The organism is Peribacillus sp. NPDC101481, from assembly GCF_044767165.1.
In the GTDB taxonomy this organism is placed as follows: Bacteria; Bacillota; Bacilli; order Bacillales; family DSM-1321; genus Peribacillus.
The window spans coordinates 888,178-913,534 of the sequence record NZ_JBIWNJ010000002.1 but is presented as its reverse complement, the minus strand read 5'-3'; the positions used below and the strand labels follow the sequence as shown (position 1 = coordinate 913,534).

The following is a 25,357-nucleotide window of genomic DNA, read 5'->3' as shown; positions in this document are numbered from 1 at the left end:
CTCAATATTTGGCTATTTACAAACTTTAAAAGGTAACACATTATATCACAATATCTGGATATAATGAATCCATTATTTTCTGCCGATAATTTCCACTTCTGTTTCCATTTCAATTTCAAATTTATCATACACAGTATCCTTCACATGCTGTATCAAGGCTTGAACATCCGCTGCACTTCCATTACCTGTGTTAACGATAAAGTTCCCGTGCATCGGTGAAATCTGGGCTCCTCCAATAGAATGTCCCTTCAGGCCTGCATTCTCGACCAATTTACCCGCATGATGTGGAAGTGGATTCCTAAATATGCTCCCGGCACATGGAAGATTATACGGCTGGGTATCTTTACGGTAATTCTTGTTATTCTGCATTCTTTCGACGATTTCGGTTTTATCGCCCTCTGTCAATTGAAATATTGCTTCCAGTACGATACCCGGTCTTTTCTTCTGAAGCAGAGAAGTTCGATAAGAAAACTCCATTTCTTCCTTCGAAAGCCATGCTAAAGTTCCATCTTCGAAAAGAACATGTGCCTCCTTGAGAATTTCACTCATATCGGAACCGTGTGCACCAGCGTTCATATAGACTGCTCCGCCGACGGAACCAGGAATTCCACTGGCAAATTCCAATCCTGCATACCCTTTTTTACTGATTTGCACGGACAGGCTGACAAGTGATACCCCAGCTCCTGCTTTTATCTCCGTCCCATTTATCTCGAGATGATCAAGTCCTTTACCCAATTTAAGAACGGCACCTTCAATTCCGCCATCACTGACAAGTAGGTTCGAGCCCCTGCCGATTACCCTCCATGGCATCCCATGATCTTTAATGACCTGCATCGTTTTTTCTATATTTTCAATGGATGACGGCACGATGAATAAATCAGCCGGCCCCCCAATTTTCATAGTTGTATGATTCGCAAGCGGTTCCTGTTCAAGAACTTTGCCGATTTTCATTTCAGTTAATTGCTTTATCACATTATCCATGATAAACCTCCTTGTTGTTCCAAAAATTCCAAGTTATAAATTTTCATTTCCTCTTCCATGAGGTCCCTTATATTACAAGATTAATAACGCCTTTTAGCAGAAAAATGAACAGAAGCAAGCCCCAGTACGGCCTAACCCTCTTATACTATAGTCTAAACAAAGCCGTATTGCCAATATTTATTGTGGATTCCTCAACATTCATACATGGTAATATTTAAGCGACATTTCATTTATTTCTAAATTTCGGCAAGGCTCCCTCCAAAATCGTTTTCCGGCAAGGGTTTTCAATGTAAAAAAAGGGAAGCCCTGCGTTTAACAGGACTTCCCTTTTGCTCAACCATATATTTTTCTTATTTCAGAACCTTGAATAACGGCTAATATTCAGGAGCACCCCAATCGCCATCAACATGAGCGTCAGTGATGAACCGCCATAGCTTAAGAGGGGCAAGGTGATCCCCGTAACTGGCATCAGTCCCGTTACCACCCCTATATTGATCATCACTTGTATGGCGACCATCGCAATGATTCCCACCGCTACAAGGCTCCCATATAAATCAGGGGCACCAAGTGCGATCCGAATTCCCCGCCAAAGCATGAGCGCAAATAATAAAATGACAAGAGAGCCCCCGATGAAGCCAAGTTCCTCTGAAAGGATGGCAAAAATGAAATCAGTCTGCGGTTCTGGTAAATAGAAAAACTTTTGGCGACTTTGCCCGAGTCCCAGGCCGAACAATCCACCGGGCCCGATTGCATAAAACGATTGAATCATTTGAAACCCGCTGCCTAAAGGGTCTTCCCAAGGATCCAGGAAAGACGTGATCCTCTTTATCCGGTAGGGCGCCGACAAAATCAAACCGATAAAACCTGCTACCCCGATTAGCCCCAACCCGACAAAGTGACTGATCTTTGCCCCGGAAATAAAAATCATGACGATGCACGTTCCAACCATTACCGTTCCCGTTCCAAGGTCCGGCTGTAACATGATCAAACCAAATGCCAAAAACACTAAACCCAAGGATGGAAGCATCCCTTTTTTAAAGGAGGTGATCAGCTTTTGCCGTTCTGATAAAAACTTAGCTAAAAAAGCGATCATTGCCAGCTTCATGAACTCAGAAGGCTGGACCGAAAAGGCACCTACACCAATCCAGCTCCTCGAACCATTTCTCGCCATCCCTATACCCGGTACAAGTACAGCCAGTAACATAATGAAACAAATGATGATAAGGATCTTGGCCCATGTCCGCCACGTCCAGTAATCCACATTCATGATGAAAAACATGGCTATGACACCAACGCACGCAAATAGCAACTGTCTTTTAGCAAAATAAAACGAATCATCAAATTTATATGTTGCCCATATGGCACTCGCGCTGTAAACCATGATTAATCCAACAGTCAAAAGACTTAAGGTGACGATAATGAGAATGAGATCAGGATTCGATTTTTTTAATGGCACGGACATCCACCTCTAGGAAGTTTTTCGAGCCTGCGAATATAAACATCTATGCTGATTGCTTGTCAGCACTTTAGTCAAAAAAAAAGCGATAACGGCTCATTATCGCTTTTTTCCAAGGTGTCAACGTAGAAGTAGGTTCACTTCTCTTTTGCGTAAGCTCTTACTTAAGTTTATGCACGGCCTCCATAAACATGTCTCCTCTTTGCTCAAAAGTTTTATATTGATCCCAGCTTGCACAAGCCGGGGAGAGAAGAATGCAGTCGCCTTCATTTGATAATTCAAATGCAGCCGGCACGGCCTTTTCTACATTATCGACACGTTTTATATTCGCTATTCCTATTTCTTTTGCTATCCGTTCAATTTTTTCTGCAGTTTCACCAAAAGTTATCACGGCTTTGACATTTTTCATCGCCGGTTTCAACTCATCGAATTCATTTCCGCGATCCAAACCGCCTGCCAATAAGATGACAGGTTCCGTAAAGGATGTTAATGCTTTGGAAGCTGCAAGAATGTTCGTCGCTTTCGAATCATTATAAAATTTACGGTTATCTATCGTTGCGACAAACTGCAGACGGTGCTCCACACCATAAAATGTTTTCAGTACAGTCTGAATGGCTTCGTTAGCTACACCCTTCAGTTTTGCCGCCGAGATGGCCGCGAGCACATTTTCCAAATTATGCTTTCCGGGAAGGGCTATCTCTGAAACTTCAATGATTTTTTCTCCTCGGAAACAGGCGGCGCCATTTTCCACATAGGCTCCATTTTCATGTTTCACTTCAGCTGAAAAAGGAACAAGTTCAGCCTTGGTCTTTTTCGCCATGGATAAAACAAGATCTTGATCTGCATTATAAATCATGAAATCTGAGGCTATTTGATTTTTTGTAATGGCAGCTTTTGCTTCGACATATTCCTGTTTGGAACTGTGATAATCCAAATGTGCATCATACAAATTTGTCACGATTGAGATTTCAGGACGAAATTCGTCTATTCCCATTAGCTGAAACGACGACAATTCAATGACGATCGAGTCATCGGGTTTTGCTTTTTGGGCAACACCAGAAGCCACTGTCCCGATATTACCGGCAATCAGCGGGGATTTTTCACCGGTTTTCAACATTTCGTATATCAATGTTGTCGTGGTCGTTTTCCCATTTGTACCAGTGATTCCTATGAAAGGTGCCTCACTTATCTGATAGGCCAGTTCAACTTCCGTTATAACTGGAATCCCTTTTTCCAATGCCCCTTTTATAATAGGGTTCCGATAAGGGATTCCCGGGTTTTTCACGATCAGCTCGAAACCTTCATCAAGGAGCTCGATCGGATGACTGCCGCAGATGACTTTGATTCCCTGTTCAAGAAGTCCTTGAGCCTCAGGATTTTCCGATAATGGCTTCATGTCATTGACTGTCACGAATGCACCTAATTTATGTAGAAGCGAAGCTGCCATCACTCCGCTTTTTGCCAAACCCAATACTAATATCTTTTTCTCTGAATACTTTGCAGTCTCTTTCAATTATATCCACACCTCTAAATAGATTCCGAGTACCGCACACAGCAGCCCCACTGTCCAGAAAGTCACGACGACGCGCCATTCCGACCAGCCGGAAAGCTCATAATGGTGGTGAAGCGGACTCATTTTAAAAATACGTTTACCAGTCGTTTTAAAAGATCCTACCTGCAGGATGACCGAGAGCGTCTCTATGACGAAGACTCCGCCAATGATTACCAGGAGGATTTCAAGCTTCGTTAACAAAGCGATGGTTGCGATCGCTCCTCCAAGGGCCAAGGAACCTGTATCCCCCATGAAAACCTTTGCTGGGTGTGCATTGAATACCAAGAATCCAAGTACTGCACCGACAACCGCCACCGAAAAAATAGCGACATCATATTGTGACTGACTCCAGGCCAAAATGGCAAAAGCACCAAAGGCAATGGCTGATGTTCCTGAGACAAGTCCATCAAGCCCATCCGTCAAATTGACGGCATTCGAAAAACCTACAAGCCAGAAAATAACGATAAACAGATAAAACCAGCCAAAATCAAAAGCAAAGTCAGTGCCTGGAATCGTCAATTCAGGATTAAAACGGTCTGTCTGCTTAAAGACGAAGTAAAAGATGACCGAAATCACAATTTGTCCAAGCAGTTTTTGCTTGGAGGTCAGTCCCAGGTTTCGCTTCATGACCACTTTGATGAAATCATCCAAGAAACCTAATAAACCAAAACCTAAAGTAACGAATAGTAATAAATACGTTTCGGTTGAAGGTGCCGAGAATTTCAAAGTCATGATCAGTGTAGCGATGGTAACAGATAATAATATGACCAAACCGCCCATGGTGGGTGTTCCCGTTTTCTTCAGATGCGATTGTGGGCCTTCTTCCCTGATACTTTGCCCGAATTTCAATCTTCTTAAAAACGGGATGAAAATCGGCGAAAGAAGAACGGTTACTAAAAACGCCACCAAAATCGTATAAAAAATCACTTGTTCCAACATTCCTTACTCCCTCATTCCTAACACAATTCAAATATAAAATTCTGCTTGATGTCTTTTCTTATTTGCTCCAGAGCAATTTAGCGCCGGTTCAAACTGAACCTAAACGACTTTGAATCGCCTTTTCCGCTTCTTCACGGTCATCGAAGTGAAGCACTTCGTCACCGACCAATTGATATGTTTCATGACCCTTTCCAGCTATTAATATAACGTCGCCCTCTTCCGCCTTGGAAACAGCGTAAGCTATCGCCTGCCTGCGGTCTTCGATAACCGTATATTCTTTGCCTGCTACACCAGCTTCCATATCCCGGAGGATCTGGGCAGCATCTTCACTTCGCGGATTATCCGAAGTGAAGATCGGGTCAGTCGCCAAGCTGCAAGCAATTTCGGCCATGATGGGACGCTTTGTCTTGTCTCGGTCCCCGCCGCAGCCCACTATCACAAAGATTTTCTTTCTAGCAAACTCACCAACAGTCTTGAGTACATTTTCTAAGCTGTCCGGAGTATGAGCATAATCAACAATGACCGGGAAGTCCTGATTCGCTGTAATGAGCTCAAAACGGCCTGCAACACCTTTTATTTCCTCGATGGATTTAATTGTCTCATCCAGATCGTTACCGGCGCACAGAGCGGCAGAGATGGCAGATAGTACATTATAAACACTGAATTTACCAATTAGCTTCAGCTGAATGTAACGCTCTTCTTTACCTGCTGTCAAGGTGAAAGATGTGCCATTTGCATCAATTTTTATATCCGTGGCCCTGATATCCGCTTCTTTGTCTATGCCGTATGTTACCACTGTCGCAGCAGTCGCTTTAATGAAATCGGCTGTTGCCTCATCATCAGCATTAAGCACAGCATATTTAGGACGATTTTCTATGTAAGCATTGCCGAGCTGTGAGAAAAACAAGGATTTTGCTTGCCTGTATCTGTCCATGGTCTTATGAAAATCCAAATGATCCTGTGTAAGATTCGTAAAGACGGCAATATCATAATCACAGCCATGGACACGTCCAAGCTCAAGTGCATGAGATGAAACTTCCATGATGGCCGTTGTAACTGATGCTTCGGTCATTTCATGAAAAGCCTTCTGCAGCGTAACGCTATCTGGCGTCGTATTCTTGGTTTCATATACCGTATCGGCAATTTTTGTATACATCGTGCCAATCAAGCCTGTTTTTTCTTGTCGATCCTCGAAAATCTTTTCCAATAAGTGACTGGTCGTCGTCTTTCCATTCGTACCTGTAATTCCGATCAAGCGCATCTTTTGAGTCGGATGGCCATAAAATGCATCGGCAAGCACCGCCATCGCCCTGCTCGAATCCCTGACTACGATCACGGGAACATCGAGGTCAAGCGGCCTTTCGGCAATGACTGCTGCAGCTCCATGTTCTACAGCAAGTTGGGCAAAATCATGACCATCGACTGTATAACCTTTTATACAAACAAATAAACTTCCGTCTATGACTTTACGGTTATCATTTTCAATGGAGGTGATTTCAGGATTCTCTCCTTCATACGGAAATAAGGAGTGTAAATAAGATAGTAATTTGTGAAGCTTCATTTTTCCATCCCTCTCAACTTAATTTGAGGATTCATTATATGTGATTAGCCTCGGCTTGTCGAGAAAACCAATTTCAATTATACGGGGTTATCCCGACTCCGTAAACAAAGCGGCTGATGATTCTTCAGCCGCTTTAACTATTCATATATATATTATACTTATTCTGTATTTTCGCCAAGATAAATTCTTATTGTAGAGCCTTGTTTTACTTTAACGCCTGGATCCGGGGCTTGATTTATGACTTTATCCCCATTTCCGGCAATATCCAGCTTAAGGTCGATGAGCTGGGTTTGCAACTCTTTTTTGCTGAGACCCACAACGTCAGGTACCTCGACCATTACGGGATCCGTCCAGACCGTTTCCTTCTCAATCTGGTTTTTCCTTGGCTTGACGCCCATGGCCCTAAGTGAATCCTCCATGATGTTCCCAACGATCGGTGCGGCTACTACCCCGCCGAATTGTACCGTCCCTTTCGGATTATCCACAGCTATATAAACGACGATTTGCGGATCATCCGCTGGAGCGACACCTATGAATGAGAGAATATAATTATTTTCAAGGTATCGGCCATTTTCAGCTTTTTGGGCAGTACCCGTTTTCCCGCCGACCCGGTACGACTCCACGAAAGCTCCTTTACCGCTACCTTGGGCGACAACGGATTCAAGTGCTTGACGGACTTTCTTAGAGGTTGCTTCTGAAATCACCTTTTTCTTCGCCTGTGGGGTCTTTCGCATCAGCACTTCCCCATTTTTGGGGTTCACTAGTTCCTTCGCGATATAAGGTGTATACAAAGTTCCGCCATTCACAGCAGCCGATACCGCTGTCACCTGCTGAATGGGCGTTACGGCAACACCTTGTCCAAACGCAGTCGTTGCCTGCTCAACCGGACCCACTTGATCCATGTTGAACATGATTCCTTTTCCTTCTCCGGTTAAATCTATCCCCGTCTTTTGCCCAAACCCGAAATCATTTATATATTTAAACAGCTTGTCTTTACCAAGCCGGTTCCCTAATTCAACAAACCCCGGGTTACATGAATTCTCGACGACTTCAAGAAAAGTTTGGTCACCATGTCCTCCGCTTTTCCAGCAGTGCAGTGTAGACCCTGACACTTCCACATGACCGGAATCATAAAAATGTTCCTTTTCTAAGTCGACCTTCCCTTCCTCAAGCGCCGCAGCAAGCGTGATGATCTTAAAAGTCGAACCTGGTTCATATATACTCCAAACAGGTAAATTACGATTATACACTTCTGAAGGTACATTTTGGAAATTGGCTGGGTCGAAGGTCGGCCTGCTGGACATTGCCAATATTTCCCCGGTATTCGGGTTCATTGCAATGGCAATTATCCCATCGGGATCATATGTCGCCTCCGCATTATCGAGCTCCCTCTCCACGATTGTCTGGATTTTGCTATCGATTGTTAGCTTCAGGTTATCGCCATCAACAGGAGGCTTATAGTCATCGGCCATATTCTCAAGCCTTTTCCCTTTCGCATCCGAGTAAAATTTAACGAATCCTTTTTCCCCGCTTAGTTCCTTATCATAAGACAATTCAATACCCATCAACCCTTGATTATCGGAGCCCGTAAAGCCAAGAACATGCGAAAGGTATTCACCAAATGGGTAATGCCGCTTTGAATCTTCAGCGATATAAACACCCTTTATCCCTAATGCTTTAATTTCCTTCGCCTTTTCATGAGATATCTTTCTGCCTTCCGGAATCCTGACGCTCATCGCCTGTTTCGTTAACCATTGATAAGCCTTTTCCTTTGTCATATCCAATATTGAAGCAAGCTGTTCCGCCGTCTCCCCTGGATTCTCAATCTGCCTTGGGATGACATAGACCGTTGGCGCAGATATATTCGTTGCCAGCTCGACACCATTCCGATCGAGGATTTCTCCTCGTTTGGCTTCAAAAGGAATATTCCTGCTCCAGGAATCTTTAGCCAGCCCCGTCAACTTATCCCCAAGATAAAACTGTACAATTCCCAATCGGATATCAATGATAAAAAAAACAACGATACCGATCGCCAATGCGATTGCCAGCCGTTTTCGGACAGTAACATTCGAAACACGCAAAAACAGGCACCTCCATTTCATACATGCTTCAATATATGCTTGTCTAATCGATGCTAGACTAGAAACCTTGAAAGAAATAAAGAGGGAATCCATTTGGGATCCCCTCTTTATCTTCACTCTGTTTTCTCTTTAGTCGGTATATCTACACCAGCCCCTTCAGGCTGGGATAATTCAATATTGATGGTTTCTCCTTCCTTTACTTTTTTCCCGGCCTCAAGACTTTGTTTACTCACATATCCAGCACCTTCAGTTTTCAGATCCAGTTTTGCAACCTTAGCCAATTTCATAACATCGCGCAGGGACCATCCCTTCATGTCAGGAACATTCATTTCTCCTTCAGTCCGAAGTATTATCTTTTCACCCTGTAAGAGTATACTCCCGGCTTTTGGGGATTGATCGAGTACTTTACGCCCACTTCCGATCGTACTTGCATCATAGCCAAGTTCCTTCAGTTCTTTGACAGCTGAACTCTCGGTTTGATTCGTATAGTCTTTGATTTTATTTGCTTTTTGTTTTTTAACATCAGAAGGTTTGATGTTTAGATATTGCAGGCTATTTTGCATGACAGGATTAAATATCTCTGACAATGGATCAGCCCCAACATAAGATGCACCTAACTTCGGCTGCTTGACCGCCACATACATGACCAACTGTGGATCATCTTTTGGAGCCATGCCTAAAAAGGAGAATACATAGTTATTTTTCCCTTCTAAATATCTACCTGTCGGACCTGGAATTTGTGCGGTACCGGTTTTTCCCGCTACTTCATAACCATCAATGGCATATTTTTTCCCAGTTCCTTTTTTCGCGGAAATTACCGTTTCCAAATAATCACGTACCTGTTTTGCAGTTTCTTCCGAAATCGGTTGCCCTGTCACTTTCGGCTTTGTCGTTTTCAAAGTTTTTCCGGTATCTTGATCGGAGATGCTTTTTATTACGTATGGCCGCATCATTTTTCCGTCATTGGCAATTGCGGATGCAGCTTGGATTTGTTGAATCGGTGTAACGGTCGAACCCTGTCCAAAGGCAGTAGTCACTTTTTCAAGCTTATACTTGTATTGAATTTTACCGGTTATCTCGTTCGGCAGGTCAATTCCCGTTTTTTTATCAAATCCGAACTTAGTCAAATACTCACGAAAAGTATCCGCTCCTATCTTATCCATTGCAAGTGTTGCGAAAGCTACGTTGGAGGAACGCTGAACCCCTTCAAGAAAGGTCATGCTCTTCCCTCTTTCGATTCCGCTATGATCTCCGATTTTTCCCGATCCGGCTTTGTAGGTACCTGCCACAAAACTTTCATTCGGATTAAAGACCCCTTCCTCAACAGCAGCGGCAAGGGTGAATGTTTTCATGGTTGAACCCGGTTCGAATGTTTCTTCAATAGCCAGGTTACGCCATGTATCCGTAAGCCCGACTTTCGTTGTCGGATGGAAGGTAGGCCTTTGCCCCATCGCCACTATCTCCCCCGTTTTTGGATTGGAGACAATCGCTATGATTTGTTCGGGATCGTATTTTTCCTGCACTTTGCTCATCGAATCTTCCAAGAACGTTTGTATTTTCTTATCGATGGTCAGCATGACATCATTTCCATTATCCGGGGCAACCACCTTTTCCTCCTTATCTGGTAAAAGGAAGCCCCATGAGTCACTGTCATATGTCAGCTTCCCATCCGTTTCCTGCAATTCTTTATTGAGGTATCTTTCAATGCCGAACTTACCAGCCATTTCTTCCGTTTCTTCATCCTTTTCTACATAGCCAATCAGATGGGAGGCGAAAATCCCATTAGGATAGAAACGTTTATTGGTTCTTCCGAATGTAATTCCCGGCAGTTCCAATTTTTCTATTTTCTGCTTGACGACCTGAGTCAAGTCCTTGCCGGCACTGCCAAATTCCACTTGGTATGCCCCTTTTTTCGTAAGTCTTTCATAAATGTCCTGTTCATCCATGTCGATATATTTTGCAAGCTTACTAGCGGTCATCTCCGGATCCTTGACATGCTCGGGCTCCTTTTCACTGAGTACAGCCCTTAAGATATAGGAGGAAGTATCCTCGGCGATGACTTCCCCCTTTGTATCGAGTATGCTTCCCCTTTTGGCTTCTATGACCTGTTTTTTTTCATATTTCTTGTCGATTTTCGAAGCCAGTACCTCCCCGCCTGCTGTTCCCGTCACCTGAATATACAAAAAGCGGCAGACTAATACAAAAAAGAGCAGGCCGAATAAGAAGAATAATCCGGCTGCCCCATGCTTCATATTTTTTTGTTTCTGCATTATCACTGCACACCCTTCACATTATTCTCATTTAACTTGAACCCTAGCGCTGCAGCTTTTTTCCAAATTCTTTCGTATGTACTAAGTTCAGCAACCTGCACTTTCAAATCATCATTCACTTTACCCTGTTCTTCAATCGACGTTTCCACTAGCTGGATCTCTTTATTCGTTTCATAGATGGCCGCTTGATTTGAGACAATTTTCACTCCCATGAAGGTAACCATTATAGCAAGGGCACATAGTAAGAAAACTTCACCAATGGATATCTTCGCTTTACGGATGACCACCGTTTGATGTGTCTGTTGCTGCTGTTGGTCTTCATATTGCTGTTCTTGTATTTTTTTGGCTATGGAACTCATTCATGTTCCCCCTTACTGTTTTTTTCTGTAATTATTGCTTTTCGGCGATTCTTAGCTTGGCCGACCGGGAACGATTATTCCCTTCCAATTCTTCTTCCGAAGGTAAAATCGGTTTTCTCGTAATTATTTTCATGGTTGGCTTGAATTCATCCGGGATAACTGGAAGTCCAGGCGGAAGGTCAGGAATGCTACTGGCCTTTTTAAATACCGTTTTACAAATTCTATCTTCAAGAGAATGAAATGTAATGACAGATATTCTTCCCTCTTTATCCAAAAGCGATATGGCCTGCTCCAAGGAATCTTCAAAGACACCAAGTTCGTCATTCACAGCGATCCTTATTGCTTGGAACACTCGTTTCGCAGGGTGTCCGCCTTTACGTCTGGCCGGTGCCGGTATCCCATCCTTTATTAACTCCACAAGCTCGAACGTCGTTTCAATCGGCTTTATTTCACGTGCCGCTTCAATTTTCCTGGCAATTTGTTTCGAAAACTTTTCTTCTCCATATTGGAAGAAAATTCTCAGCAAATCATGGAATGACCAAGTATTCACGACATCATAGGCAGAAATGGCAGCACTTTGGTCCATCCTCATATCCAAGGGTGCATCATGGTTATAGCTGAAACCACGCTCTGGTGTATCCAATTGTGGGGATGACACGCCTAAATCATAAAGGATCCCGTCCACTTTCTCGATTCCCCGGGCATTCAACTCTTCTTTTAAGTATTTAAAATTATTAGGAACAAGAACAATACGTTCGCCATAGCTTTCCAATTTTTCCTTAGCATTCCGAATTGCCGTTTCGTCCTGATCAAAAGCATAAAGCCTGCCTTTATCAGAGAGCTGTGAAAGCAAGTATTCGCTGTGACCGGCTCCTCCTAAAGTACAATCCACATAAATTCCATCAGGTTTGATGTTCAATCCATCAACCGTCTCTTTTAATAACACTGTTGTATGTTGAAACATGCTAGACATCCTTCCAATCGGTTATTGAGTGACTCTATTTCTGAGGGCAGCCTTAAATATCAAAGCCAATCATATTTTCTGCTATCTCAGCGAAAGAATCCTCCGAAGCTGAAAAATAGTTTTCCCAAAGGGATTTGCTCCAAATCTCAATACGATTGGTAACACCAAGAATTACACATTCTTTTTCCAATTGGCCATATGAAGTAAGCGGCGTGGGGATATTAATTCGCCCTTGTTTATCAATTTCGCATTCTGTAGCTGCAGAAAAGAAAAAACGGGTAAAGGCTCGGGCATCTTTTTTTGTTAAGGGCAGGGCTTTCAGCTTTTCTTCAAGCAGCTTCCACTCTTCCATAGGATAACCAAATAAACATTGATCGAGTCCGCGGGTAAGAACAAATTGCTCCCCGAGATTTTCCCTGAATTTCACCGGGACTATCAAACGGCCCTTAATATCGATGTTATGATGGTACTCTCCCATGAACATACCCACTACCCCCACATTCTAATCTCAATGTACCACATTCCCCCACCTTTCTCCACTTGTTTTTACTTTCTCCTTCCAAGTAAAAATTCCCTTCTTTTCTTCTTAAGTTTATTTAGGCAAATTATTCAAAGAACCGCGCGTTTCCCTCGAATGGACTCAGACTAAGACGCAGACCCTCTATTACTGTCGAAGGACTACCGGACAAGTGCCCAGGAAACAAAAAAAAGACAGGCTTTAGCACCTGTCTTTTTTTTTTACTTTTTAATCCCTCCGTCAGGATTGGTAAGTCGCAACCCATTAAAAAAATGATTAGTCCGCCACTTTTCCCCAAAACGGATGATTTTCTAAATGAAAATCAATTTATGCTGATTATTGAACCGGTATTCCAGTTTCATCATATCCCGAACGAACTCTGGTCCATATTGATTCAAGTAATAAAACACATTCCAAATCCGCTCCTGGGGTGATTCAAGAGGGTAAAGTGAATTTGCTATCCGTTCATATTTCTTCAATATGACCGAATGCCGTTCCTTTGTACGGTCACCGATTTTGCCATACATGAAATTCAATTGCTTTTGGATGAATTCGATGTTTTTGTTCAACATCGGCTCAAGTCCTCTATCTAAAGAGACAGCATGGACAAATAGCTTTTCATGGTTCTCTTCAAGCTGCGATTTCAGCGTCCCAAACAGATTGTCAATCGTCTCATCCTTTACGGAATCAAGGTAACTTTTCACCGCATTAGCGGTTCCTTCAGTCAGAACAGTTTCCAAACTGAGTTCCATTTCTTCAAGATCGCTATGGATACTGCGCTCCACCAGCGTGATGTTTAACCTAGGAATGATTGGCGGCATCTTCATGGAAAACAACTCAAATACCTTTTTCAATTCGGCCCAATAAGCTATTTCCCCTGGCCCCGAAACGAAAGCCAATACAGGGAAAAGCATTTCCTGCATAAGCGGGCGTGTAATGACATTGTTGCTTAATCGTTCCGGATGGTTTTTGGCTATCTGCAAGAGTTCCAGCTCGGTAAATGATACCTCACCGTTTTTTCCGCTGAAACCGCCTTCTACACGCTCGAGTAAACATCGATCTTTTTTTTCTGGATCATAATAAAATAAATTAGCAGCCTGTTTATCCATTTCAATCATTTTTGCATATCCTTTCGCATGCATGAATGATTGCTGTTCCCCGACCATTTCAGCAATCCGTCCACTTTCATTGACCATCGATTCAAAATATGCCTTCTCAATTCGCCTTAATTCCGGATCTCCGGCATCGACTAGTAAAAGTCCATATTCTTTGAACCATTCATGAATCAGCCTGGCGAAGAATTCGACGAAGGTATTCGATTGCTTAATGGTTTCCTTCATATCAATCAGGAGTTTATTCGTAAAGGCCGTTTCTCCATATGTTTCAATGATTTCCTCAAGCCATTTCTCTGCCTTTTCCGTTTCCAGCTCCACGTCAGAAACCATTGTTTTATACGGTTGATAGGAAGGATAGGATTTTTTATCGGGTTTACCATTTTTCATGACATAAACATGATTGACTTCAGCTAAATCATGATCTTCTCCAGCTATCCAAAAAACTGGAATGACTGGCTGCCCCAATTCTTTTTCCTGTTCTTCAGCAAGCTTAATGATCGAAATCACTTTATGAATGGTATACAGCGGCCCTGATAATAACCCAGCCTGCTGTCCTCCAATCACAACCACGGAATCATCCCTGCGCAACCTTTCAATATTCCCATTAACTGCCTCACTGAATGAAAGACGAGACATGTATTGTTGTATGTAATCCGACAATTCATCACGTGAAAAAGAGCGGTTCATCAATTCACTATATCTATTGTGATAAATGTCAGGCTTTGCTAAGTCATAGTGAAAATAATCCTCCGTTTCAAGACGGTTTTGTAAATAGTCCGATGCAAAACGGTTTAAAGATGGTAACGCGAGATCTTTCATCTCCATTTCTGTTCTCCCTTTCTCTGCAACTACAATTCTTTTTAGAGTATAACATTCCGGTTTAAGAAAACAAAAGAAGTTGCCCAGCAGCAGAAAATTGATGCGATGTTCTATGTTATGTAGTCAATATCTTCGTAATACTTGTTATTATACCAATGGAAAATAATAGAAGGTAAGCCACAAAAAAGAAGGCGAAGTTCACTCTCCAAAAACCCTTTAATACCTTATGGAAAACGATTTCTTCTTTTACCTTGTAATGGACAAGGACCACCAAGAATGCGTTAACGATCATGATGAGCATGATCACCCAAAGAATTTGCTTATCCCAAATCGTAATGATCAAATAATGGACGGATAATACGAACAGCAGCGTACTCATGTCCATTGCAAATTGAACGGAGCGCCTATGGTTCCCAGTGAATTGTTTGGCACTAATAAAAAAAAGTATATACCCTGCGAAAGGCAAGGTAATAAATATCGCGGCAAGATTTGAAACTACGTACGGCACATCCTCATCCCCCCTGAGACTCTTTTCCTTTGACCATCTTATATAGAGAAGACGTCAGGCAATAACTTTTCCCTTTGCTCTTTGCCTCCGAGAGGATATGACCCAAAATGGCATCAATTTCCGTTTGACGGCCATTTTCCAAATCTTTTAGCATCGATGATCGATTTCCAGCTGTTGCCATACAAACGGACCTCACATTTCCGAATGACTCATCCTTATTTTGAACTTCCAAAATACCGGAGACTTCTTCAAAAAGGTCTTGAAACAATTGGTAATAAAAAGGATTGGTGATCAAACCTCCATTTTCCACGCCAAGTATCGCTGTTAATGGATTTATCACTGCATTGACGACAAGCTTATCCATCAGCATCGAGTGAAAATCCTCACTCTTCGTAAAAGGAAAATGATCGATCCTTTCATCCACTAACGATAGTTGCTCAAGTTCCCCTTTAAAGGAAGCGACCCTTGTTATGCCGAGCCCTGTATGCTCGACGGTATTCCCGTCATGTTTCAATGCCCCATGCTCCACTACCCCCACATATATGCTCGGGGATTGAAGCTGCTTTAAATAAGAAATATGGCCATAACCATTCTGCAAGAATAGCAATGGAACCTGAATACCTTTGATTCTAGGCAATATTTGCGGCAGGTGATATTGCTTGACGGCCAATATAAGAAAATCCACATCCGATATCCCTTCATCCAGCCCCATAGAAATGATGCTTGTCAGCAGCCGGCTTTCACCACCCGCAATAAGGCGGATTCCATCACGTTGGATGATGGACGCCTGATCCGCAGTATGAGTATAGAGAGTCACACTATGTTTCTCACTTAAATGAGACGCAAACAGCAGCCCGATGGCCCCTCCCCCAATGATTCCAATTCTCATAATACCCTTCCTTACTTTTTGAAATATATTAACTATTTTATCACATTATCTTTTTTATCCTGCATCAATTTCACATCAACAACTTTGGAAACGCCGTCAACCTGATTGCATGGAGTTTACCTGCCATCAACAAGGCTCGCCATAAAATATCAATGGAAAGAATTATTAATAAGCCATTGAAGATATATTCTCTTCTTTAAGCGTTAATTTAATGGTATATTAGATACGAAAAGCTTAGCCATTTTGAAGACTTTATAGGAACAAAAGATAACTCCAATCTCTACCCACGAATTTTGAAGGGAAAAGGGCGGGGGATAAAAGGCTATAAGCATTTAATCAGCTAGGATAAATCGATGATGTCATACTAGATATAACCTAAGCTGGAATTCCACATGGTAAAGGTCAGTGGGATGACTTTCAAAGGGTACTATCGGAAGAGGTTTATCAGAATTAAGGGGGAGCTTTTTTATGGAATACAAGGTTGAACGATTACTTGTAAATTTTAAAACGCTTGAGGAATTCAAAAAATTCAAAGAATACGGGATACAGGAACTGTCCATGCTCGATGATTTAGAGGCTAACATCATTGAAAATGACAGCCAATCACCTTTTTACGGAATCTTTTATGGCGACAAACTTGTAGCCCGCATGAGCCTGTATAAAAGAAGCGCTAAATTTGACCGGTACTTTGACAATTCTAGGGACTTCCTTGTTCTCTGGAAACTTGAAGTCCTGCCTAACTATCAGAAAAAAGGTTATGGAAGAGCTTTGGTTGAATTCGCCAAAAGCCTGAACATGCCTATCAAAACCAACCCAAGAGTTCATTCACAAGACTTTTGGAAAAAGATGGGCTTTTCTGCTGTTTCCTATGATTTGGACAGGGACCTTGGAGAAAACCCGCTGATTTGGAGCCCATTTGACATACAAGATAAAAAAGAAATAGATACGCAGGAATAGGAATACCAAGAAAAATGCGGGCGGATTTTCCCACCCGCATTTTTCATTTATTGACCCTTTCCAAATTACCATTCTTATCCATTTGGAAACTTACCTTCGGATTCGTCTTTTCGTCCTCTTGTACACTAAGCTTTCTTGCACGCTCCATGATCTGCATTAACGCACGATAATCTTCCTCAACAGCTTTCAGGTTTTCTTGAAGCAAAGCATTCTCTTCCAGCAATCGGACATTTTCCTGTTCAAGAAATAGGGACCGCTCAGAAATCCGTTCTTTTTCCTTATTATCAACCTGAAAGAATTCATCCATTTTGGTTAAATATAATATAACTTCCTGAAGGGTGATAGATTCTTTATCTTCATGCCGGGGGGGCTTTTCTTCAATCGTGACATTTTCCACCGCCGCAACCGAATCCCTTTCCATTTCAGGATTATTGACCACCTGTTCTTTCCTTTGTTTTTTCGCCAGCTCTATCCCTGATTTATATTGCTTCCTTACAAATGAGTTCCAACGGAACCCACAAGCAGCAGATGTTCTCGATAGCTGTTTCCCCACTTCTTCAAACGCCTTTAATTGTGTACTGCCTTCTCGTATATGCCTTAGCACCACTTCAGCCAACAACAGATCCTCATCATGAGTCCATGCATCTTGTCTCGCAATCGTCATCTCTCTACCTCCTTAGCAAGTTTTAATTCATAATATGCACATGCTAGGGAAGATAGAAGATATATAGAGCGTGTAATATTTATTTTTTCTTATTTAAAAAACGATCGACTGCAGCGTGATGCTCATCACTCGCCCACAGTTTAGAACATTCCCGGATTTCCGCATCCATTCTTCCTCTAAGCCCGCTACCCTGCCATTTATGGACCAGCAATCGCTTATAGGCCATCAATACCCCTGTCTCATGGCGAAGAAAATCTTCTGCGAACCTTTCCCATCCATCCGCACCTTCTCCGACTATCTCATCTACGAAACCCAATTCCTTTGCTTCCTCGGCTTTATGTATTTTCGCATCCAATAATAGCTTTAGCGCTTTTTGCCCTGATATTTTTTCAAGTAAAAGTGAAGCTCCGCCCCAGCCTGTCGTTATTCCCAGAGTACCTTGTACAAACCCCAGCTTAACTTCCCTCTTTGCTAATCTGAAATCACAAGCTGTCGCAATTTCGCATCCACCGCCTAAAGCACTTCCATTGATGAGCGCTATTGTTGGTTTTGGGAAAACTGCTAGTTTATACAGAATTTCACCCATTTTCGATAACATAGCAAAGGCCTCTTCTTCTGTACGCAAATCCTGAAATTCCCTTAGATCCCCGCCTGAACAGAATGCCTCGGAGCCCGCCCCTGTCAGGACCAGCAACTTAACTTCATCATCGCATGCAGCTTCTGACAATATCGACTCGAGTTCGTCCATCAATTGATAATTCACGGCGTTCCTTTTCTCCGGTCTATTAAACAGGAGCTTCATGAAACCGCGTTCATCCTTTTCAACATTAATTACTTGATCCACGTAAACACCATCTCCGAAACCATCGGCAAACATAGATGATTCAAAATATTCTGCCAAATATATTTGTAAAAAAAGCACAGAGAAAAATCCCTGCGCTTTGATTAGCGTGTTGCATCAAGAAAGCAAAGCTCTCAAGTAGGTCAAGAAATTATTTTGCGACAACTTCTTTTCCTTTATATGTTCCACATTCTTTACAAACGTGATGTGAAAGAGTCATTCCACCACAGCTCGGGCATTCTACCATACCAGGTACTTGAAGCTTGAAGTGTGTACGACGTTTTCTTTTTACAGTTTTCGACGTTCTTCTAAAAGGTACAGCCATTATTCCCACCTCCTTAAAAAATATAAAAAAGCTGGAAAAATCGGATTAACGATTTTTCGTTCCAATCAAGATTCTTTATTGTTGTCAAAAAAGTCGGCAAGCTTTGCAAATCTCGGATCAACCTTATGCTCATTTTCCTCTTCAGAAATAACAGCCCAGTCTTTTCCGGATTGAGGAGCAGCTTCATTCGAATCGACATCCTCACAAAAAACCTGCATCGGAATTTCTAGCAATAAATTTTCTTTAATTACCGGTATTAAGTCTACAACGTCACCTTCCACAACAGTGACATCGTCTCCGTAGAAATCGGCGCCATCTGCCTTTAAAAGAAAGGTTTCCTTTGTATCAATATCAATCGGATATTTAACGTCTACCAGTGTACGGGAGCAAGGTAATGTTAATTCACCTGAAAGATGCAAGTGAAAAGTAATCTCGGTCGAGCTGATATCAGCTCTTCCTGCTACTCTGATCGGAGAAACATCGCGAATTTGCGGGTCTCTTTCTCTAATGTCCAAGACATCCACCAGTTCATCAAACCGTAAATCTTTGTCCCGAATTTTTTGAAGTTGACTAATCGTCCATTTCAATTGAAATCACCTCAAGGCAACAAAAATAATTATAGCTTTCAATTATAAGTTTGTCAATATTTTTTCTTTACACTATAATGTAGTCATCCTAACTGATTGTCTAGGTTTAAGAATCATTACAAACAAAAAAATCCGGACGAATACTTATAGTTATTTTACTTGAAATACTATTTTAGCACTAAGTTGATAAAATACAAAGTTTTTCTCTGAGGTGATCAAATGAAAGCTTGCGGTTTAGTAGTCGAATATAACCCTTTTCATAATGGACATGTTTTACATGCAAGAGAAAGTAGAGAAAAAACAGGGGCAGATGTAGTGGTGGCTGTCATGAGCGGGCCCTTTTTACAGCGCGGCGAGCCCGCTATCGTCAGCAAGTGGACCCGTGCCGAAATGGCCTTGAATGGCGGCATAGATCTTGTCATTGAACTTCCCTATGCTTTCGCGACACAGAAGGCGGAGATATTTGCAAAAGGATCTATTTCCCTTTTGGAATCCCTTGGCTGTGAATCCTTTTGCTTCGGAAGCGAGGATGGCCGAATTGAACCATTCATCACCGCACACAGAATTCTTTCGGATAATTCCGATGCATTCGATGCTGCAATTAAATCGGCTATGGATGCCGGTAATAGTTATCCGGCCAGTGCTGCCCAGGCTTATCGTTCGATCATCAATGATGAGGCGGCATTGGATTTGACGAAGCCAAATAATATTCTTGGAAAGGAATATGTAAGTGCTGCCCTATCAAATGGCTACTCCATCCGCCCTTATACGATTCAAAGGGTCGCTGCCGGATACCATGAAACAAAGTTGTCCAAAGACCCTATTGCCAGCGCAACGGGGATACGTAAAGCCATTCATGAACACAGGGAATTAAATCCTGTTTCCAGTTATATTCCTCAGCCGACAATGAATGGTCTTGAGCAATATTTAACGCGCTACCAAGCCTTGCATGACTGGGAAATGTATTGGCCCCTTTTGAAATACCGAATCCTTTCTTCCTCTTTAATCGAATTGGCAGGGATATACGAAATCGAGGAAGGCATAGAACACCGAATAAAGGAGATGGCCAAACAATCTTCGAGCTTTTCTGGATTCATGGCAGATCTGAAGACAAAACGCTACACATGGACACGACTACAGCGGATGTGCGTCCACATACTGACCCATACATTAAAAGAACAGATGATTCACAATGAACAACCAGCCTATATCAGACTTCTTGGCATGAATGGCCGGGGACAAGAATACCTTCGCAATGTAAAAAAAGGCTTACCCCTCCCGCTCATCTCTAAACTTTCGTCCTATCAGAAGCAGGACATCGATACGGACTTGCGAGCGGCACAGGTGTATGCACTTGGCTTGTCCGAACCGTATCAGGCTGCCTTGATGAAACGGGAATATGAATCCCCCATCATTTTCAAATGAAGAAAGGTTTAAGCTTGGCCCTTCCATCCTTAATAGTAAAAAAAAGCGCAAACAGTAGTTGACTGCCTGCGCTTTTTTTCATTTTTCCTTTCCTTTCAGCTTCGTTAAATAGGCTATTGCATCATCAAAGTTGTCAACCGGTACGATCTTCATATCCGTGTCGATATCCTTTGCTGCAATGAGTGCATCTTCATAATTCGAACCTGCTGCTCCGTTTTCATTTGGGGCAAAGAATATTTCCGCTCCAGATTTATCGGCTGCAACTATTTTCTGTTGAATTCCGCCAATTGGACCAACTGTCCCATCATCAGACATCGTTCCCGTACCCGCTATGTCATAGCCACTTGTAAGATCGCCTTTTGTTAATTGATTATAAATCTCCAATGAAAACATTAAACCAGCCGAAGGACCGCCTATTTGTTCTGAATCTATGGCAATCGCCGGTTTTGTGATCACTTTTCGATTGTCATCCAGCGAAATGCCTATTCCGACCCTATTTGGGTCATTTTTAAAAGGCTGCAATGAAAGAACGGCCGTTTTCTCCGTATCTTTCCGCTTATACACTATTTTCACTTCATCTCCAGCCTTTTTTCCGTTAATGTAGTCCATGAATTCCTGTGCAGACTTGAATTTAACGTCATCGACCTGTATGATTTGATCGCCCGCTTTCAGTTCTTTAGCTGCCGGCATTCCTTTTAGCACGTCCAAAACATATACACCCAGGTACTCGTAATCGACTTCTTTCCCTGCTTTTTCATATGCGATCTGAATGGCATTATTTTTAGAACCATCCATTAAGTGCAGCTGCCTGATATTATATTCTTCATCTGTTTCATCTTCGCTTCGAATGGAGGTTTCCGGATAAAGCTCCTGATATTTGCTCCATTTCGCCAGCATGTAGGAATATATATTCGCCCGGCCCATCCTTACAGTGGTTAACATAAAGCTTCCTTTTGCTTCATCTCCTCCGGACACCTCAATGATTGGCTCCAATTCTTTAGCCATGCCTGGTTTTGATACATAAAAAGGTAGGGAATAAAGGGCTGATGCTATGAGAAGTATAGCCACCACCAGGAAAGTGCGTACATATATTTTACGGCTCATCTTCAAAGGACTCCTTCCAAGTAACAATACACTGCTTAATTTGATCTATCTTACCTCTTGCAGCTTCTTCTCCAATACTAATTATTTCCTGAACGTTTGTAAATGATTTAGAGCTGTATTTCTCAACCCTGGGGCGTATCATGACGTCTGAAGCAAACTCCCTGCTTTTAACAAGTTCCATTTGCAGGATATCGAGGCTTTGCATGATGACATCATAGATGGAGTTTATTTCCATATCCTGTTTCACGTGGGCTACATCCACACCAATTATGATGTCTGCTCCCATATCCTTCACGACTGAAACAGGAACCCTGTCAACAACGCCGCCATCAACAAGCAGTCTGTTCCCGATTTTTTCGGGAATGAAAATGCCGGGAATGGAAATGCTTGCCCTTACAGCCGGTGCGATTGGGCCTTCCTGAAAAATGACTTTTTCCCCAGTTTTTATATCAGTGGCGACGACCGCCACAGGAATATCAAGTTCTTCAAATTTCTTGCCATATGTAAATACCCTGATTAAATCCTTTGTCCGTTTACCCGAAATGAAGCCCATTTTAGGTATGGTGAAGTCTAAATAATACTTTCGCTTAAATGCACGGGACAACTTATACAGCCTCTCGATATCCGAACCCGCTCCATAAAAGGCTGCAACCATAGCTCCCATGCTGCTTCCAGCAATCATATCTATCGGAATGCCTTCTTGCTGTAATACCTTTATCACGCCAATATGTGCAAACCCCCTAGCTCCTCCTGACCCAAGTGCAAGCCCGACTTTTGGTTTCGACAAAGATATCCCTCCCGCTATAACTAGTTCAAAATATTGAAATAACACTCATTCAAAGTTATGGTCTTAAACGGATTTATAGAAGCATATTATTTATATTGACAGTGAAACAAGCATGGCAGATATAAACTATGCCAGCCAATAAAGTGCAGGGTTTCATTGAAATTCCATTGTGAGGAACATCCTCATTTATACATGTCGAAACAATCCACATTTCATCATGCGCTTACTTTTCGAGAAAAGGAAGTTCATATTTTATTATATACGAAACGAACTGCCCTTATTTAGTAACCTTCAAGAGGAGGCTGAATTTTGCTAAAATCAAAATCTAAAACAGTACTGTTAGCTACCTCCGTCACGATGATGGCAGTTGGCTTGATCATCTTCCCCCAAGAATCCTTTGAAGCTTCCAAAGGCGGACTCAATATTTGGTGGACAATTGTGTTTCCTTCGCTTCTACCTTTCTTGATTTTCTCGGAGTTATTAATCAGTTTTGGGGTTGTCAGGTTCATTGGTGTCATGCTAGAACCATTTATGCGTCCCTTATTCCGTGTACCAGGAGTGGGCGGTTTCGTTTGGGCGATGGGACTTGCATCAGGATTTCCAGCTGGAGCGAAATACACCGTGAGGCTTCGTCAGGAAGAACAATTGACCCGCATTGAAGCCGAAAGACTCGTTTGTTTTACTAATTCATCTAATCCATTATTCTTGTTCGTTGCCGTTGCCGTAGGGTTTTTCCACAATCCTCATTTAGGGATCATCCTTGCACTTTCCCACTACCTAGGAAATTTTTGTGTAGGCATCATCATGCGTTTTTACCGTTGGAAAGAAGAAAAATCGCATACTAAAGTAATGACCAAGCTCCCCTCCATAAGACAAGCTTTTAGCCAAATGCATCGAACCAGAATAAAAGAAACAAGACCATTTGGCAGTTTACTTGGAGATGCGGTACTCTCATCCATCCAAACCCTATTAATGATCGGGGGATTCATCATTCTCTTTTCGGTGGTGAACAAGCTTTTATTTCACATGAACATTACCGGATTGCTAGCATCGTGGGTCGGAGGAATTTTACATATTTTTAATTTCCCGGATTCCTTAAGCCTCCCCTTCATATCAGGCATGTTTGAAATGACTCTTGGTTCAAAATTAACCAGTACGGTCGAAGATGCGACACTCTTTCAGCAAACTGTGATGACTAGTTTCATCTTAGCTTTCAACGGTTTCAGCATTCAAGCGCAGGTTGCCAGCATTATAGCCGCAACAGACATTCGTTTCACTCCCTTTTTTCTTGCTAGGATAGCACATGGCCTTTTGGCATCCATTATTACCATCTTGCTTTGGGAGCCATTCTATAAAGGCAATATGTACAGCGGCAGCCCGTTAAACGCATTCCCAGTCAGCGGATCCGGTGAACACGTGAATTCCCTATATCAGAACATGCTTGATTTCGGCCCCATTTTAACACTCTTGTTCTTGATCCTATACATCATCATATTTACCAAAAGGCTATTCAAAGGCCTTTCTTAAACCGAAAAAAAGAGCATTGCGCGTAGGCAATGCTCTTTTTTCTATCCTTTCAGTTCCTCGTACTTTTTGGCCAGGGCTTTCTGGACGACGTTTGGCACTAGTTCGGAGATATCTCCGCCATACTTCGCTACCTCTTTCACGATACTTGAACTCAAGAAAGAATATTGATTTTTCGTCATGATAAAGAATGACTCTATTTTATTGTTTAGGAATCGGTTCATCGAAGTTCCCTGCATTTCATATTCAAAGTCGGAAGTCGCCCTCAATCCCCTGATAATGGCATTCGCGGAAACGCTTTCAGCATAGTCGACCGTCAATCCCTGATAGAAATCCACTTTAACATTCGGCATATGGGCAGTCGCCTCAGTAATCAATTCCAGTCTCTCCTCCACTGTAAAAAGTGAATTTTTCGCTGAATTGTTCACGATGACCACATATACCTCATCAAAAACATTCGCTCCCCTTTGAATGATATCAAGATGACCAAATGTTATTGGATCAAAACTCCCCGGACAAATCGCTATTTTGGACATTCATAGTTCCCCCTGTTCGTGTACATTTCCCCATTGATAAATCGTAACGGCAATGACGCCATAAACTTCTTTTCTCTTAACGGTAAAGTCACCAACTTTTTCTGGCAATGTAACATCATGGCCATGCTCACAAACAATGTATCCCATATCGTTCAGCAATCGGTATTTATGTATTTCTTCAAGAATCTCGACTAGCTTTTGTTTCTTATAAGGTGGATCAAGAAAAATCAATTCAAAAGTCATTTCCCTTTTCACCAAAGCCTTCAGTGCACGCTCTGAATCATTTTTATAAACTTCTGCACGGTCTGAAAACTTGCATAGTTCCAAATTGGCCTTAACCGTTTGATTTGCTTTAAAATCCCGGTCGACAAATATGGCTTTATCCATGCCTCTGCTTAACGCTTCAATTCCCAGTCCACCGCTCCCGGCAAACAAGTCGAGGACCAGCCCTCCTTCGAAATAAGGACCAATCATATTGAAAATGGATTCCTTGACTTTATCAGTAGTCGGCCGGGTTCCTGTACCCGGTACAGCCTTAAGTGGTCTTCCTTTGCAAATTCCGGAAACGACCCTCATAATCCTCACCACATTTTATG

Annotated in this window: 24 protein-coding genes; 3 read left to right on the top strand and 21 right to left on the bottom strand. The window is 42.3% G+C overall.

Annotated features, from left to right (window positions below; all coding sequences use genetic code 11):
• Positions 1–72: 72 nt before the first annotated feature.
• The 13 genes from murB to ACIROD_RS14405 form a co-directional block, all read right to left on the bottom strand.
• Positions 73–981: a UDP-N-acetylmuramate dehydrogenase gene (gene murB, locus ACIROD_RS14465; protein WP_260357038.1), complete on the bottom strand. Its 909-nt coding sequence runs from the start codon at positions 979–981 to the stop codon at positions 73–75.
• Between the two features lie 355 nt (positions 982–1,336).
• Positions 1,337–2,443, bottom strand: coding sequence for a stage V sporulation protein E (gene spoVE / locus ACIROD_RS14460; protein ID WP_245406448.1), 1,107 nt, complete (start codon positions 2,441–2,443; stop codon positions 1,337–1,339).
• Between the two features lie 154 nt (positions 2,444–2,597).
• Positions 2,598–3,950: a UDP-N-acetylmuramoyl-L-alanine--D-glutamate ligase gene (gene murD, locus ACIROD_RS14455; protein ID WP_230177553.1), complete on the bottom strand. Its 1,353-nt coding sequence runs from the start codon at positions 3,948–3,950 to the stop codon at positions 2,598–2,600.
• On the bottom strand, positions 3,951–4,928 hold the full coding sequence (gene mraY / locus ACIROD_RS14450) for a phospho-N-acetylmuramoyl-pentapeptide-transferase (RefSeq protein ID WP_101224579.1): 978 nt from the start codon (positions 4,926–4,928) through the stop codon (positions 3,951–3,953).
• A gap of 88 nt (positions 4,929–5,016) precedes the next feature.
• On the bottom strand, positions 5,017–6,489 hold the full coding sequence (locus ACIROD_RS14445) for a UDP-N-acetylmuramoyl-L-alanyl-D-glutamate--2,6-diaminopimelate ligase (RefSeq protein ID WP_101224578.1): 1,473 nt from the start codon (positions 6,487–6,489) through the stop codon (positions 5,017–5,019).
• 158 nt (positions 6,490–6,647) lie between these two features.
• Positions 6,648–8,570, bottom strand: a complete 1,923-nt coding sequence (locus ACIROD_RS14440; protein ID WP_230177554.1) for a stage V sporulation protein D — start codon at positions 8,568–8,570, stop codon at positions 6,648–6,650.
• Between the two features lie 113 nt (positions 8,571–8,683).
• Complete coding sequence (locus ACIROD_RS14435; protein ID WP_402941733.1) at positions 8,684–10,840, bottom strand: penicillin-binding protein; 2,157 nt, start codon at positions 10,838–10,840, stop codon at positions 8,684–8,686.
• A gap of 2 nt (positions 10,841–10,842) precedes the next feature.
• Entirely contained in the window at positions 10,843–11,199 is a 357-nt protein-coding gene (gene ftsL / locus ACIROD_RS14430) for a cell division protein FtsL (protein WP_101224576.1), read from the bottom strand.
• A gap of 31 nt (positions 11,200–11,230) precedes the next feature.
• Positions 11,231–12,163 (bottom strand): 16S rRNA (cytosine(1402)-N(4))-methyltransferase RsmH, encoded by a 933-nt coding sequence (gene rsmH, locus ACIROD_RS14425; RefSeq protein WP_101224575.1) that lies wholly within the window; start codon positions 12,161–12,163, stop codon positions 11,231–11,233.
• 52 nt (positions 12,164–12,215) lie between these two features.
• Entirely contained in the window at positions 12,216–12,647 is a 432-nt protein-coding gene (gene mraZ, locus ACIROD_RS14420; protein ID WP_034313914.1) for a division/cell wall cluster transcriptional repressor MraZ, read from the bottom strand.
• A 344-nt stretch (positions 12,648–12,991) separates the two neighbouring features.
• Positions 12,992–14,620, bottom strand: a complete 1,629-nt coding sequence (bshC, locus tag ACIROD_RS14415) for a bacillithiol biosynthesis cysteine-adding enzyme BshC (RefSeq protein ID WP_402941730.1) — start codon at positions 14,618–14,620, stop codon at positions 12,992–12,994.
• A 109-nt stretch (positions 14,621–14,729) separates the two neighbouring features.
• Positions 14,730–15,122 (bottom strand): DUF3397 domain-containing protein, encoded by a 393-nt coding sequence (locus ACIROD_RS14410; RefSeq protein ID WP_402941728.1) that lies wholly within the window; start codon positions 15,120–15,122, stop codon positions 14,730–14,732.
• A gap of 4 nt (positions 15,123–15,126) precedes the next feature.
• Positions 15,127–16,011, bottom strand: a complete 885-nt coding sequence (locus ACIROD_RS14405) for a 2-dehydropantoate 2-reductase (protein WP_402941726.1) — start codon at positions 16,009–16,011, stop codon at positions 15,127–15,129.
• A 468-nt stretch (positions 16,012–16,479) separates the two neighbouring features.
• On the opposite strand from ACIROD_RS14405, the gene ACIROD_RS14400 reads away from it, so the two are divergent.
• A complete protein-coding gene (locus ACIROD_RS14400; protein WP_101224571.1) occupies positions 16,480–16,968 on the top strand; it encodes an N-acetyltransferase in 489 nt (162 codons plus the stop codon).
• 43 nt (positions 16,969–17,011) lie between these two features.
• Here the strand turns inward: ACIROD_RS14400 and ACIROD_RS14395 are convergent, their stop codons facing one another.
• From ACIROD_RS14395 to ACIROD_RS14380, 4 genes are all read right to left on the bottom strand, one after another.
• Positions 17,012–17,632: an RsfA family transcriptional regulator gene (locus ACIROD_RS14395; protein WP_230177558.1), complete on the bottom strand. Its 621-nt coding sequence runs from the start codon at positions 17,630–17,632 to the stop codon at positions 17,012–17,014.
• Between the two features lie 79 nt (positions 17,633–17,711).
• Positions 17,712–18,554, bottom strand: coding sequence for an enoyl-CoA hydratase/isomerase family protein (locus ACIROD_RS14390; RefSeq protein WP_230177560.1), 843 nt, complete (start codon positions 18,552–18,554; stop codon positions 17,712–17,714).
• A 70-nt stretch (positions 18,555–18,624) separates the two neighbouring features.
• Entirely contained in the window at positions 18,625–18,798 is a 174-nt protein-coding gene (rpmF, locus tag ACIROD_RS14385) for a 50S ribosomal protein L32 (RefSeq protein WP_034313929.1), read from the bottom strand.
• A gap of 65 nt (positions 18,799–18,863) precedes the next feature.
• Positions 18,864–19,385, bottom strand: coding sequence for a YceD family protein (locus ACIROD_RS14380; protein ID WP_098371093.1), 522 nt, complete (start codon positions 19,383–19,385; stop codon positions 18,864–18,866).
• A gap of 219 nt (positions 19,386–19,604) precedes the next feature.
• Between ACIROD_RS14380 and ACIROD_RS14375 the strand changes: the two genes are divergently transcribed.
• Positions 19,605–20,810, top strand: a complete 1,206-nt coding sequence (locus ACIROD_RS14375) for a nucleotidyltransferase (RefSeq protein WP_402941723.1) — start codon at positions 19,605–19,607, stop codon at positions 20,808–20,810.
• A 78-nt stretch (positions 20,811–20,888) separates the two neighbouring features.
• On the opposite strand, the gene ACIROD_RS14370 is transcribed toward ACIROD_RS14375, so the two are convergent.
• Together ACIROD_RS14370 and ACIROD_RS14365 are read right to left on the bottom strand one after the other, a co-directional pair.
• Positions 20,889–21,914: a SepM family pheromone-processing serine protease gene (locus ACIROD_RS14370; protein WP_402941721.1), complete on the bottom strand. Its 1,026-nt coding sequence runs from the start codon at positions 21,912–21,914 to the stop codon at positions 20,889–20,891.
• Positions 21,904–22,701, bottom strand: coding sequence for a patatin-like phospholipase family protein (locus tag ACIROD_RS14365; protein WP_101224567.1), 798 nt, complete (start codon positions 22,699–22,701; stop codon positions 21,904–21,906). Before ACIROD_RS14365 ends, ACIROD_RS14370 begins: the two co-directional genes overlap by 11 nt.
• A gap of 309 nt (positions 22,702–23,010) precedes the next feature.
• Here ACIROD_RS14365 and ylbJ point away from each other — a divergent pair, with 309 nt between their 5' ends.
• The gene (ylbJ, locus tag ACIROD_RS14360) at positions 23,011–24,228 is read left to right on the top strand and encodes a sporulation integral membrane protein YlbJ (protein WP_101224566.1); all 1,218 of its coding nucleotides are present in this window, start codon (positions 23,011–23,013) and stop codon (positions 24,226–24,228) included.
• A 41-nt stretch (positions 24,229–24,269) separates the two neighbouring features.
• Here ylbJ and coaD read toward each other — a convergent pair whose 3' ends face one another.
• Together coaD and rsmD are read right to left on the bottom strand one after the other, a co-directional pair.
• Positions 24,270–24,761, bottom strand: a complete 492-nt coding sequence (coaD, locus tag ACIROD_RS14355) for a pantetheine-phosphate adenylyltransferase (protein ID WP_098865200.1) — start codon at positions 24,759–24,761, stop codon at positions 24,270–24,272.
• Entirely contained in the window at positions 24,762–25,337 is a 576-nt protein-coding gene (gene rsmD / locus ACIROD_RS14350; RefSeq protein ID WP_034313946.1) for a 16S rRNA (guanine(966)-N(2))-methyltransferase RsmD, read from the bottom strand.
• Positions 25,338–25,357 lie beyond the last annotated feature (20 nt).

Excerpts from the sequence above, each read along its gene's own strand:
- ACIROD_RS14400 (WP_101224571.1), top strand. The coding sequence starts at position 16,480 with ATGGAATACAAGGTTGAACGATTACTTGTAAATTTTAAAACGCTTGAG.
- mraY (WP_101224579.1), bottom strand. The coding sequence starts at position 4,928 with ATGTTGGAACAAGTGATTTTTTATACGATTTTGGTGGCGTTTTTAGTA.
- ACIROD_RS14375 (WP_402941723.1), top strand. The coding sequence starts at position 19,605 with ATGAAAGCTTGCGGTTTAGTAGTCGAATATAACCCTTTTCATAATGGA.
- murB (WP_260357038.1), bottom strand. The coding sequence starts at position 981 with ATGGATAATGTGATAAAGCAATTAACTGAAATGAAAATCGGCAAAGTT.
- ACIROD_RS14370 (WP_402941721.1), bottom strand. The coding sequence starts at position 21,914 with ATGAGCCGTAAAATATATGTACGCACTTTCCTGGTGGTGGCTATACTT.
- rsmH (WP_101224575.1), bottom strand. The coding sequence starts at position 12,163 with ATGTTTCAACATACAACAGTGTTATTAAAAGAGACGGTTGATGGATTG.
- rsmD (WP_034313946.1), bottom strand. The coding sequence starts at position 25,337 with ATGAGGGTCGTTTCCGGAATTTGCAAAGGAAGACCACTTAAGGCTGTA.
- spoVE (WP_245406448.1), bottom strand. The coding sequence starts at position 2,443 with ATGTCCGTGCCATTAAAAAAATCGAATCCTGATCTCATTCTCATTATC.
- ftsL (WP_101224576.1), bottom strand. The coding sequence starts at position 11,199 with ATGAGTTCCATAGCCAAAAAAATACAAGAACAGCAATATGAAGACCAA.
- mraZ (WP_034313914.1), bottom strand. The coding sequence starts at position 12,647 with ATGTTCATGGGAGAGTACCATCATAACATCGATATTAAGGGCCGTTTG.
- ACIROD_RS14405 (WP_402941726.1), bottom strand. The coding sequence starts at position 16,011 with ATGAGAATTGGAATCATTGGGGGAGGGGCCATCGGGCTGCTGTTTGCG.
- ACIROD_RS14435 (WP_402941733.1), bottom strand. The coding sequence starts at position 10,840 with ATGCAGAAACAAAAAAATATGAAGCATGGGGCAGCCGGATTATTCTTC.
- coaD (WP_098865200.1), bottom strand. The coding sequence starts at position 24,761 with ATGTCCAAAATAGCGATTTGTCCGGGGAGTTTTGATCCAATAACATTT.
- bshC (WP_402941730.1), bottom strand. The coding sequence starts at position 14,620 with ATGGAGATGAAAGATCTCGCGTTACCATCTTTAAACCGTTTTGCATCG.
- rpmF (WP_034313929.1), bottom strand. The coding sequence starts at position 18,798 with ATGGCTGTACCTTTTAGAAGAACGTCGAAAACTGTAAAAAGAAAACGT.
- ACIROD_RS14445 (WP_101224578.1), bottom strand. The coding sequence starts at position 6,489 with ATGAAGCTTCACAAATTACTATCTTATTTACACTCCTTATTTCCGTAT.
- ACIROD_RS14395 (WP_230177558.1), bottom strand. The coding sequence starts at position 17,632 with ATGACGATTGCGAGACAAGATGCATGGACTCATGATGAGGATCTGTTG.